The organism is Paenibacillus sp. FSL H7-0331 (assembly GCF_001956045.1).
Map to the genome: position 1 here is coordinate 35,976 of NZ_MRTH01000050.1, position 12,096 is coordinate 48,071.

Here is a 12,096-nt window from a genome sequence, read left to right on the forward strand (position 1 = left end):
GGTGCTGTACCTTACTGCTGTAATGTCTTCACAAGCCGTTTGGCCACACCATTAGGCGTCTCAATAGTTTCATATAATTTAATGGTCAATGGATATTCCTGCTGCTCGCTCTTGATGTTGCTGATCTGAATCGTCTGCTCGCCGCTGATCAGCATGTCGGTTCCTGTGAACGGTACCGATTGCGAACCGAGTGTCCGACCCAACCCATCAACAAGCTCAATCGTGAATTTCGGGAAGTTGTCATCGACGACGACATCCTCAACTCGGTCTACAGTCAAATTCATCTTCATCTTATATGAATAGGTTACAGGTAATCCGGCATTGGTATATGCAGACATCGTCCAATCGTTTAATGTGACATTAAATGGATAGAACGCCATCACGGAGCTATCCACATCATCGATCTGTACAGCGGTTTGGAATCCGGCAATCGTCGTACTGTAAGGCGCAGAAGTCAGATTGTCCAGCAGCTTGATACCAAGCTGTTCACCCTTCTCCGAGGCTGGAACCATAAACGAATAGCTCACTACATAGCTCAGGTTCGGCATCAAATTAGCTGCTGTTGCCGTTTGGCGAGAACCTGCATAGCTGGAGCCGTCGCTGCCTACCAGCTCTGTTTGAAAAGCGGGAAGTGTAACGGTTTGATCGCTTTTATTTTGCAATCTGAATTTGGCGACTACGCTTTTAAAGCCTGACCCTGTATTCTCATGCATATGAAGCTCCATTAAAGAGACCTGCGTGCTGGAATCCAATAAACGGTTCAATGGATCGAAGGCAATCGGAGTGCCTATTGCGTATGCAGGCAGCGTGTTAGGTAAAGCAACAGCATCTGCCGCCACTTCGATTTTCAAGCGTCCGACATCAAACCCAGGCGTGCTGGACGGTGTTGCCGCAGCGGTACCTGCTGAACCCCCTACTGCTCCTGCTCCGGCCGTTCCGGTGGAAGCCGCAAAAGTTTCTGTCGTCATCATCAGCAAGCTTTGCAGCTTGATGCCTTTATCTGTCGGGATCAAATATTGAATATATTTGCGGTCACCCGCGGCCAGTACAATTGGATTCGCATCAGCTCGTTTACCGGCATAAATTTGATCTCCAGCTTTGCCATCCAAACGGAAGCCAGACACCGTTTCGCTAGCTGTACCCGGATTTTCAGCCAGCAGAGTTACGACCTGGGTATGCACACCCTTTTCATCCGTCTGCTCGGTTAAACTGGTCGTTGTGAATTTAATTGGAGATGGAGATTCAGGAACCATAAACGTATCTCCCCACGCTTTTATAAAAGCAGGATCGGTAATATCAGGCTTGGCGGCATTCCACACGGACGTTATGGGCAGGCTCAACCGAACTGTTTCCTGTTTGGGATACACATATTCATCCACTTCCACAAAAGACATCCCTGTTAACGTAATATCGTCCTGACGGTCTACTGTAACCATACCCGTTAGCTCCACATTTTCCATCGCCAGCATCGACTTCGGGTTGGATGCGCTAGGTGTAACCTTATATTCGCTGCCGTCAGAAGCTTGGACGCGAATTTCATAATCGGGAACCCGCTTCATCTGAGTCGTATTATTATGAAGACGGACAACCGTACCAATACGTGTGCCCTCAGCTGATTTACTGATGGACAAGCTTTTTATGCTCGCTTGAATCGAGTCTGTTAACGGATAGGCGGCTGCAGTTGGCGTAAGTACTTGTGTCTGTACCTGTGTTCCTGACTCCTGTACAGGTACAGCGTCTGCCAGTGCCAATGAAGGGACAGCTGATATGACTAAAGACATGGACAGCAAGGTGCTGCCGAGCGTAGTTTTCCATTTCGGTGCTGCAGTTAAGTTCTTTCTCATGTTTGTATAGCCTCCTCTAAGTTCAAGGACAGAAATCGACGCTGCTGACTTCTATCCTTACTGCTCTGTTCAATCTGATTAAATCCGTGTTCCGACATATGGGCTTCTGTATGAATATTGACTGGTTAATCCGTATTCCGTTTTTCTACCTTTTCATATCTTCCTCTGTATATTTATCTATTTATCTATCTCTATCTTTATCATTCTATAATTGCTTTTATGGATTTCTAACGGTTTGGTTACTTGGCAACTTCAACCTTTTGCCCATTTTTCAGTTGATGCTGACCGGAAACAACTACAGATTCTCCTGCTTTCACACCCTCCAACACCTCCTGATATGCATCCTTGACGCGTCCAAGCTTGACCGCACGTTTCTCTACCTGATCACCATTCAGTATGAAAACAAAGGCTTCATTACCCTCTCTGACGATGCTCAAGCTTGGAACAGCAAGTCCCTGCTCCTCCTGAGGACTGGTCAATTGCAGCTGAACACGGCTGCCTGGCTTGATCGAACCATCCGGATTTGCCAAATCCAGTTCAATCGGAAAAGCTTTTGTCGTGCTGTTCATCTGATTGGCAAGGAACGTCACCTTGGCTGTTTTTTTGTTGGCAGGGTTATCCGCACTATAGAAGGTGAGCTCCTGCTTGTTATTAACCAGCTTGGCTGCTGACTCTGTCAAATCGGCTTTGATTTTGAGAGGGTCAAGCTGTTGTACCTGACCAATCTTGGCTGTGCGGGACATATTCATACCTACCTCAGCTGTCAGATCTGTTAAAACACCCGTAATCGGCGCCTTGATCTCATAATTGCCGACAGCATTGGCCGCGTCCTCTACACTTAGCCGCGCTGTTGCTACCTGTGATTCCTGAGAAGCAATCGGGTTGGTTTTATCCAGGGCATCCAGCTTGTTCTGAACAGATTGCACATCCAACCGCGAGTTAGTCACGAGCGTTTCCGCCTGATCCACTTGACGTTTGGTCACCGTACCGGCCTCAAAGTCATTGCGAGCTTTGTTATAGTCCTTTTCCACATTACTTAATTGCTCATTAGCCTTGACCAGCGAGCTTTGCAGATCAACCCGGCTGTTGTTCTGATCTTCAATCGATTTGCGAAGTGATTCCTCCGCACCTTTAAGTGATTGCTCTCCCTTTTGCATTTGCAGGCGGGCATCCCGAGCATCCAGACGGACAATAACATCACCCTGATTGACGAGTTCACCCTTCTTCTTCAAAACCTCCAGAACCTGTCCGTCGGCTTTGGGGATGACATCAATTTGTACTGCGGCGCTGACATCCGCGATTTGTTCCTTGGGATCACCCATACTTTGCTGTACAATGGCAGCTACTTTAACTGGTCTGTTCTGCGACTGCACGGCTGCCGCTGCCTGCGGCTGTGCCGGGCTTGAGCACCCCGCCGCCAATGCGGTGACTACTAGAAGAATGCCGACGGTCCTTGAGCCACTACCGAAGCTTTTCTTTGACATGTGATTATTCATATCCCTTCTCTCCCTTACATCTCTATAGTTGTATTAGCTTTTGATTTTGGCTTGCGCTGCCTCCATTGACCCATACGCTTTTTGCTCGATTCAATTAACTCATAAACGACTGGCACAACAACCAGCGTTAGAATCGTGGATGTCGTCAGACCCCCAATTACAACAACGGCCAAACCTTTTGAAATCAATGTGCCTTTTGTCAATCCAAGTGCCAAAGGCATCATTGCCATAATCGTAGCCCCTGCTGTCATAATAATCGGTCTGAACCGAACCATCCCTGCCTCTACAAGCGCATGGCGTACAGTGTATCCCTCCTCACGCAGCTGCTGGGCGCGGTCGATAAGCACTATGGCATTGGTAACGACAATACCGATTAACATCATAAAACCGATCATTGAGGTCACATCGAGCGACTGCCGGGTGATTAACAATCCCAACAACCCGCCAATTGCCGCCAACGGTAGGGAGAACAGAATCGCGAATGGAGCACCCGCATTACCAAAGGCTAATACCATTACGAGATATACGACAGCGATAGCTACTGCCATAGCTACAAACAATTGTGAGAAGCTCTTATTGATATCGGCGCTTACTCCCTTAACTTCGCGGGATATGCCATCAGGCAGTGCCACCTTGCCAAGCTCACTAGATATCTTCGTACTGACCGCCGATTTATTGACCGAATCTATCTTGGCTGTGATCTTCAGTACTTGCTCCTTACTCTCACGTTGAAGGGACAACGGAGCTTCAACCTCCGTCAGCTTCGCAACCTCATTTAAATAAATCGTTGAGTTTTGAGCTGTTTTGAGCGGGATTTTTCCCAGCTTTTCGATTGAATTTTTATCTGCTTTGGATAGCTGTACAGTTGTTGTATAAGTTACATTGTCGAACTGGATATCTCCAAGCTGGTCCTTCATAATCCAGCTTCTTGCGGTATCACGAACCTGTGAGGTGCTGAGTCCAAAGGTTCTAGCTTTACTTTGGTCAACTGTAATTTGCACCTGGGTCTTGGAATCACTGAGTGAATCTTCAACCTCGCTCAGCTCCGGATACTCCTCCAGTTTTTGCTTGATTGTGACAGCTGCTTCTTGTAATAAAAGTTGATTATCACCTTTTAATGAGTACGAGAAATCAGTTGATGAGACACCACCGCCGCCACCAGCCAGCGATTTGGGCGTTACTTCTGATCCTTTCGGCAGCTCATACAGAATACGTTCCTTGAAATCCTTTTTCACTTCATCGGGATCGGCCTGGGCATTAACCTCCGTATAAATCTCGGCCATATTGGCTACCTGATCCTTACCGCCACCGTAGCCTACAAGTGCTTCAACAAACGTAAACAGCGGCTGACCCTTGCTATCCTTGGCTTCCTGCATCATTGCCTCCAATTCCTTAGAAATCTGATCGGTTCCATTGATCGAGGTTTCATTAGGCAGCTTGACCTGAAAATACATCTGGCGTTCGGAACCGCTGCTTGGTATGAAGCTGACAGCCAAATTCGGAACAATCGCAGCTATCGATACGACAAACAACAATCCTGAAATAATTAATGTTTTAAAGCGATGGGACAAGCATGCTTTCAAGATCTTTTCGTACAGTGTCATGAATCTGCCTTTTTTGTTTTCGTCGTGATGGACAATCTTGTTATTATTAAGCACGAGCAGCTTGGCCATCATCGGGATTACTGTCAAGGCTACCAGCAAAGAAGCCAGCATTGCAGTAGCAACCGTGATTGCAAAAGGTCGGAATAGCTCACCCACGATACCACTTACCATCCCGATTGGAGCAAATACGCCAACTGTTGCAAGCGTTGATGAAGTAATCGCCATCGCTACCTGCTTTGTTGCGAGCTTGATGACCGATTCGTTACGCTCCTGTGCCTTCTGCAGCGATGCATATATATTCTCGATAACGACAATGCTATCATCGACGACCCGGCCTACCGCAATAAATATGCCTCCGAGCGTCATCGTGTTCAAGGTGATCCCGAATTGCGAAATAACGAGCAATGTGATCATAATCGATAAAGGAATCGATACAAGAACAATCAGCGTCATTCTTACATTTCGCAAAAAGATCAAAATCATCAAGGAGGCTAATAAAGCTCCTGTTATACCTTCCTTTAACATGCCGCTAATCGATTCCTTAACTTGATCGGCACTGTTATATACCGACTTAAAAGTTATATCAGGAATAGACGTTTCCCATTTCTTGATCAACAGGTCGGTCGCATCCGAAAAATCGACTGCGTTCGCATTGCTTGTTTTAAATAAATGAATCCCAAGTGCAGGCTTATTATCCAGACGTGCAATAAATTCTGAATCGGTCACAGCCTGAACCTTCGCTACCTGCTTCAGCATCAATGTGCTGCCATTGCCTGCGGCGATCTCCATATTTTCCAGGTTATACAGACTATCGATGTTACCTGTTACACGAGCTACCTTCGTATTACCGTTAAAATCCACGGTTCCGATGGCACCGTTAGCCAATGTGTTTTTCAAAGTCGTGCTCACCTGAACGGGAGTTAATCCAAAACTGGTAAGCGCATCGGCGTCGAGCTCAATATCAAGCGACGTTTCTCGCGCACCAATCGAATCGATATGATCCATACCAGGTATGGACTCCAAGCCCGGCTTGATTTGATCCTCATAAATTTTATCAAGCTCGGTCTGGCTCATCCCGTTGTCGGCATAAATGGCCAAGTAGTAGGCCGGAATCGAAGCAAAACCGAAGGTAGAAGCCTTAGGTCTTTCCGCCGTTGCAGGCAGTCTCACTTCCTGAACGAGACTCTCAATCTCCTGCTTTTTCTTATCGATATCTACACCTTGCTCGAATTGAACGATAACCGTTGAAATATTATCGCTGGAGGTGGATGTTAATGTGTCCAGGCCTTCAACATTGGAAATCTTATCCTCAATCGGCTTCGTGACCTCCTTCATCACGTCTGTAGGGGATGCCGGATAGGTCGTGGAAACCAATACTACCGGAAAAGAGATGTTCGGCATATTTTCAACTTTAATCGTATAAGCCGAATACAGCCCTCCACCTAACAGAATAGCGACTATAATCAAAATCGCCGCCACATTTTTCATTGAGAAGCTTGTAAGCTTGTTCATGGGTTTCCCTCCTGTGAGTCTTGCATCAGCATGAATGTAAGCTGAGCTTTTTCTGTAGTAAAACTGATTTCGTTCGCGTTAACAGTGATTTTTCTAACGAAATGTATGACTGACATCAATTAGCGCAAGCTAAGTTAACTAGCAAAACGACTAATTTCGTTGTTATCTGCAGCCAAGCATACATAACCAATATGAACTCAATATGAACGGTAGCGCTTTCTTTCTCTACCAAATACAAAAAAACCATGGAGAGCTTGCTCCATGGCATTAATCTTTGATATTGCAAAGTATTCATATCCTAAATATTTTAATTAATTACATTTACCGCTATCGATTTAATGCCCGATACTCGCGATTGGCATACTTGGCAAAGTAACTGAAAATGATGAGCCATTACCTGGCGCACTCTGAATACTGATTTTTCCTCCATGCAGCAGCACTATTTTATTAACAATCGCCAGACCAAGACCACTGCCGCTATGCTCGCCTGTCCGTGACTTGTCGGCTTTGTAGAAGCGCTCAAAAATTCGCACCTGATCTTCCTCGGAAACCCCGATCCCTTGATCAGAGATATTGACTGTGATCTCATTCGTGGTTTGCTTTACCTGGATATGGATCCATCCTCCTTGATGCGAAAATTTAATGCTATTCGTAATTAAATTCGTCCACACCTGATTGAGTAAATCCTCATCGGCACATATTTTGATACTGGGCATATTCAACTCAAATTCGATTCCTTTCGCAGACCATTGTGGCTCGCAAGCAACAATCACATGACGAATCTGTTCATCTAAGTCGTAGGTATGCGGCTGATAAGGATGATGCATGGATTCCAACGAAGCCAGCTTTAACAAATTTTCGCTCATACGCGACAAGCGCTCACTCTCCGATTGGATGATCTCCAGATAGTACAACCGCTCCTCATCCGGCATTTTATTGCTGCGAAGTGCCTTTGAAAATCCGGAAATCGACGTTAACGGCGTCTGAATCTCATGCGACACGTTGGATACAAAATCCTGCCGCATCTGTTCCAGTTGTTTGAGCTCCAGAGCCATTTCACTAAAGCTTTGTGCAAGCATACCCAACTCATCTTTACGCTTTCTCAGCTTCCAATCCATATTAAAATCACCCTTGGATATCCGTTTGGTCGCCTCAGTCATCACCCTCAACGGTTTAACCACATAACGTGCAGCCACGAAAATGAACAAGCTTCCCATCATCAGCGTAATTAGTAACGAAGTACCAACCACCTTCTGAAGCGCACCTTCCTTGTTGTGCCTTGAATATTGAAAAAATATCGCATAACGCATCGAATCCATCTGGAAGGGAATGCCCACTAAGATCTGATCGGGAAAACCGGTCTCGCTTCGGTACAGCTCTCCGCCCCGCACCAGATCGACCACCTGCTCAGCAATATCCACCTTTTCTTTGGGCTCGGTTTCCCCATACACGCTTTTATGTTTGTCATCGTCATATAAAGTAATATAAAAATCAATTATTCGACTGACACTAGTCAAATATTCATCGGTTTTATCTTTTTGCAGCAAGTTCAACGTATGTACCACGTCCTTGCCATTTCTCATCATCGTATCCTGGATCTCTTCCCTAACCAGGTTCGTATAAATTAAAGATGACAAAAAAAACGCCGATACCAACCCGAACAGAACAGCCGCCAAAAAAGTAAGCACCACACGTACATACAACGTTTTAATCATGACCTTACCTCAAGCTTGTAGCCCAGCCCGCGAATCGTCACGATACTGAAATTGTCACCAGCCTCTGGGAAACGCTCCCTGATTCTCTTGATGTGGACATCGACAGTCCGGTCATCCCCTTCGTAATCCATCCCCCAGATTTGTTCGATGAGCTGATTACGCGTAAAAATTTGATTAGGATGACTAAACAGCTTGAACAGCAGCTCGAATTCCTTTAGCGGCAGTGTGGTTCTTACCCCATTGATAATGATTTCATAGCTTTGCCGATTTAATTCAATATCTCCGAACTGTACCTTTTGCGAAGCTACGATACGGTATCTTTTCATCAAGGCCTTAACTCGTACAACCAGCTCCTCCGGATCGAACGGTTTTACCAAGTAATCATCGGTACCCAGTTGAAATCCTTTTACCTTGTGACCGGTCTCGCCCTTGGCCGTTATCATGAGCAGCGGCAGATTCGGATATGCTGCGCGCAGCTCGACACACAAATCCCATCCATCCATCTCCGGCATCATAATATCCAGAATAACGAGATCAATTCGGGTCCTCTCCATCTCCTGCAAAGCTTCCTTACCATGGCCTGCCTCTACAACATCAAAACCTTCCTGCCGTAAATATACCTTAATTAACTCACGAATATGAATATCGTCATCGACGATCAATATAGTGGCCACGAACATTCATTCCTTTCTAACACTTGATTCCCTACTATAATAAGCTGGTTATGCACGATTTTCTATGGAACTGAGAACACTAATATAGCATACCATCAATTTGCATACGATACCTAGTCAGACAGCGTCCCTTCCAACTTTTCACTTGAAAATATGATCTTAATTCGGTATAGTAAATATGTAAATTATTTTCTTTAATATATAAATATTAAGTAAATTATTTTCAAAAAGAAAGGGTCACTATGCCGGGAATTTTAAGCGCTATTCAAGAACAAATGGGCTCCATGAGCCGCAAAGAAAAAGAACTCGCCGCATATATTATTGACCATTCAGCCAGTATGACTCAGATCGGAATTACGCAGTTGGCCCAAGACTCGGGCAGCAGTACAGCTACCATATCGCGTTTTTGCAAGATTTTTCACTTTGCCGGTTTCACCGAATTTAAAATCAAGCTGGCAGCCGAGCTCGCCCAACCACCAGCAGCCGCCCAATCGTATCAGGACATCATCGCCGACAACTCGCTCAGCAATATCGTCGCGGCGATGGAGGCAAATCATGTGCGGTCCATCACGGATACAACTCGCCTGCTCGATATGAAGCAGCTTCAGAGAGCGATCGATGCAATTGCCTCTGCTAGACAAATTGACCTCTATGGTGTAGCTACATCAGGATTGGTAGCACAAGATTTTTATCAAAAGCTGATACGGATTGGCAAGCGTAGTGTCGCCTTTTCCGATCCGCATATGCAGGTGACATCTGCATCCAACCTGACCAAAGGCGACGTCGCCATTGGCATCTCCTATTCCGGGGAAACCACAGAAACCATCGCCGCGTTAAAATGTGCTTCTGAGTACGGAGCTACCACGATTTCACTTACCAAATTCGGCACCCATACGCTTACCTCACTTGCAGATATTTGCCTGTTCACTTCCACACTTGAGGAAGGCATGCGCCGTGGTGACATGGCGTCCCGAATTGCTCAGCTGCACGTCATTGATATTTTATTTGTAGGCTTGTTGAGTCAACAATTTGACCAGTTCGTCCCACGGCTCGAAACTTCATACCAAATGGTCCGCAAATACCGTTAACAAAGGAGCACCACTACTATGCATATATTAACCTTCGATTCTCATCAAAAATTACATGAATCCGGTGCAGGCATTATCATCGGCATGGTACAAACCAATCCACGAGCTGTATTGGGGCTTGCTACCGGTGGTACGCCAATAGGCATTTATCAGGAAATCGTTAAAAGCTATCAACAAGGAATAGTCAGTTTTAAGGATACGACAACCTTTAATCTCGATGAATACGTCGGGCTGCCTGAGAATCACCAGGAGAGCTACCACAACTATATGAATACTCATTTGTTCGATTTGATTCAGTTGCAGCGCAGCCAAACCCACATTCCTGATGGCAATGCAGCCGATCTTGAAGCGGAATGCCAAAGCTATGATAAGCTGCTTGAGCAAGCGGGCCAAATTGATCTGCAGCTGCTGGGTCTGGGACACAACGGACATATCGGCTTCAACGAGCCTGACCATGCCTTGACTGGGGGCACACATATTGTGGAGCTTCGCGAGGAAACGCGCAAGGCAAATGCCCGTTATTTTGATTCTATCGACGAGGTACCGACACATGCATTAACTATGGGTGTAGGTACGATTTTGAAAGCCAAAATGATCCTGCTCATCGTCAAAGGTGGCGACAAAGCCGAGATCGTTCAACGCGCTCTGAAAGGTCCCATCACTACCGATTGTCCGGCATCCCTGCTGCAAACACATCCACATCTCGTCGTACTTCTGGATTCCGAAGCAGGGAGGTTATTGTAATGACCCTATCCCAACCCGATGTTTTTATTTATAATGCTGCAATCATAACCCCTCAAATCACTTTGCAAAAAGGTTGGATTCATCTCGTTAACGGCCTTATTCATGCAATCGGAACTGAACAGGAATATGATATCTACTCAAGTAAGCTTGGAGCAGATACAGAAAAAATAGATGCACACGGGAGCTGGGTGCTGCCCGGTTTTATAGATATGCATGTGCACGGCGGCTATGGCCATGACTTCATGGATGCCGATGCTGAAGGCCTCGATGCGATTACACGCTTCCACGGCATGAATGGTACTACCACCATGCTGGCTACGACTGTGACTGCTGCCAAAGAGGAGCTTGACCATGTATTGCAGCGGATAGGTTCATACCGTAATCAGATAATGCCTTATGCTCAACTGCTTGGCGTTCACTTGGAAGGTCCCTTTATTAATGCCAACTGGTGTGGTGCACAAAATCCTGCCTTCATCGTACCGCCTCACCCAGATTGGCTCTCGGATTGGACTCAGCGTTTTCCTGGGCTCATCCGTATGCAGACTTTGGCTCCTGAAACAGCAGGTGCTCTTGACTACATTGAAGCCTTGGTTGAGCATGGCATTATTGCTGCACTCGGTCATACCGATGCCAACTACGAGCAAGTCAACACGGCTATTGAGCACGGATTAAGTCAAGCCGTCCATACCTACAACGCTATGCGTGGGCTGCACCATCGGGAACCAGGCGCTGTCGGCGCTATTATGTCGAATCCGGCTATTCTTGGGGAAATCATTGCAGATGGACATCATGTCCATCCCACAGCTATTCGTTTACTTGTGCAAGCCAAAGGACCAGAGGGCGTACTATTAATCACTGATGCGATGTCAGCCGCCGGTCTGGGTAACGGAGAATATGAACTCGGTGGACTTGCTGTTATTGTTCGTGACGGTGTGGCTCGATTGAAAGAAGGCAACAGCCTCGCTGGCAGTACCTTAACGATGATCGATGCATTCCGCTTTGTTGCTCAACAGGTTGGTGTCAGTGTCGAAGATGCGAGTCTTATGGCCAGCGGTAATCAGGCTAGACAGCTTGGCATAGATCAGATTACCGGCAGCTTACAGCCTGGCTTGCAGGCTGATGTGCTGCTCGTTAATTCAGAGCTCGAGTTAGAACGGGTCTGGATCGGTGGACGTTCCATTCAGTAAAACTGAAAATACTATACGCAAAATAGTCTCGGTCCGTTATTACTACGGATCGAGACTATTTTGCTTTGTTCTTTCTTAGATCGAAGACAAATACAAACCCAAATACAAAAAAACAGCTGATCACTAAGATCAACTGCTTCATCGTGCTTGGCAACGTCCTACTCTCCCAGAACCCTGCGGTTCAAGTACCATTGGCGCTGAAGGGCTTAACGGTCGTGTTCGAGATGGGAAC

At 46.2% G+C, this 12,096-nt stretch carries 8 protein-coding genes and 1 rRNA gene; 3 read left to right on the forward strand and 6 right to left on the reverse strand.

Features of this window, described 5'->3' with window-relative positions:
• Positions 1–11: 11 nt before the first annotated feature.
• From BK127_RS37275 to BK127_RS37295, 5 genes are all read right to left on the reverse strand, one after another.
• Positions 12–1,844, reverse strand: a complete 1,833-nt coding sequence (locus BK127_RS37275) for a hypothetical protein (RefSeq protein WP_083689877.1) — start codon at positions 1,842–1,844, stop codon at positions 12–14.
• A 239-nt stretch (positions 1,845–2,083) separates the two neighbouring features.
• Entirely contained in the window at positions 2,084–3,340 is a 1,257-nt protein-coding gene (locus BK127_RS37280; RefSeq protein ID WP_076237759.1) for an efflux RND transporter periplasmic adaptor subunit, read from the reverse strand.
• A 14-nt stretch (positions 3,341–3,354) separates the two neighbouring features.
• A complete protein-coding gene (locus tag BK127_RS37285) occupies positions 3,355–6,456 on the reverse strand; it encodes an efflux RND transporter permease subunit (protein WP_076237760.1) in 3,102 nt (1,033 codons plus the stop codon).
• A gap of 335 nt (positions 6,457–6,791) precedes the next feature.
• On the reverse strand, positions 6,792–8,171 hold the full coding sequence (locus BK127_RS37290; protein ID WP_076237761.1) for a HAMP domain-containing sensor histidine kinase: 1,380 nt from the start codon (positions 8,169–8,171) through the stop codon (positions 6,792–6,794).
• Positions 8,168–8,845 (reverse strand): response regulator transcription factor, encoded by a 678-nt coding sequence (locus BK127_RS37295; RefSeq protein ID WP_076237766.1) that lies wholly within the window; start codon positions 8,843–8,845, stop codon positions 8,168–8,170. Before BK127_RS37295 ends, BK127_RS37290 begins: the two co-directional genes overlap by 4 nt.
• A gap of 242 nt (positions 8,846–9,087) precedes the next feature.
• On the opposite strand from BK127_RS37295, the gene BK127_RS37300 reads away from it, so the two are divergent.
• From BK127_RS37300 to nagA, 3 genes are read left to right on the forward strand one after another with little or no spacing between them, the layout of a single operon-like run.
• A complete protein-coding gene (locus tag BK127_RS37300; protein ID WP_076237762.1) occupies positions 9,088–9,933 on the forward strand; it encodes a MurR/RpiR family transcriptional regulator in 846 nt (281 codons plus the stop codon).
• A gap of 18 nt (positions 9,934–9,951) precedes the next feature.
• Complete coding sequence (gene nagB, locus BK127_RS37305; RefSeq protein WP_076237763.1) at positions 9,952–10,677, forward strand: glucosamine-6-phosphate deaminase; 726 nt, start codon at positions 9,952–9,954, stop codon at positions 10,675–10,677.
• Complete coding sequence (nagA, locus tag BK127_RS37310; RefSeq protein ID WP_076237764.1) at positions 10,677–11,864, forward strand: N-acetylglucosamine-6-phosphate deacetylase; 1,188 nt, start codon at positions 10,677–10,679, stop codon at positions 11,862–11,864. The genes nagB and nagA overlap by 1 nt, the downstream gene beginning before the upstream one ends.
• A gap of 145 nt (positions 11,865–12,009) precedes the next feature.
• On the opposite strand, the gene rrf is transcribed toward nagA, so the two are convergent.
• Positions 12,010–12,096: ribosomal RNA gene (gene rrf, locus BK127_RS37315) — 5S ribosomal RNA — on the reverse strand; the annotation flags it as partial.

Excerpts from the sequence above, each read along its gene's own strand:
- nagA (WP_076237764.1), top strand. The coding sequence starts at position 10,677 with ATGACCCTATCCCAACCCGATGTTTTTATTTATAATGCTGCAATCATA.
- BK127_RS37280 (WP_076237759.1), bottom strand. The coding sequence starts at position 3,340 with ATGAATAATCACATGTCAAAGAAAAGCTTCGGTAGTGGCTCAAGGACC.
- BK127_RS37285 (WP_076237760.1), bottom strand. The coding sequence starts at position 6,456 with ATGAACAAGCTTACAAGCTTCTCAATGAAAAATGTGGCGGCGATTTTG.
- nagB (WP_076237763.1), top strand. The coding sequence starts at position 9,952 with ATGCATATATTAACCTTCGATTCTCATCAAAAATTACATGAATCCGGT.
- BK127_RS37275 (WP_083689877.1), bottom strand. The coding sequence starts at position 1,844 with ATGAGAAAGAACTTAACTGCAGCACCGAAATGGAAAACTACGCTCGGC.
- BK127_RS37290 (WP_076237761.1), bottom strand. The coding sequence starts at position 8,171 with ATGATTAAAACGTTGTATGTACGTGTGGTGCTTACTTTTTTGGCGGCT.
- BK127_RS37300 (WP_076237762.1), top strand. The coding sequence starts at position 9,088 with ATGCCGGGAATTTTAAGCGCTATTCAAGAACAAATGGGCTCCATGAGC.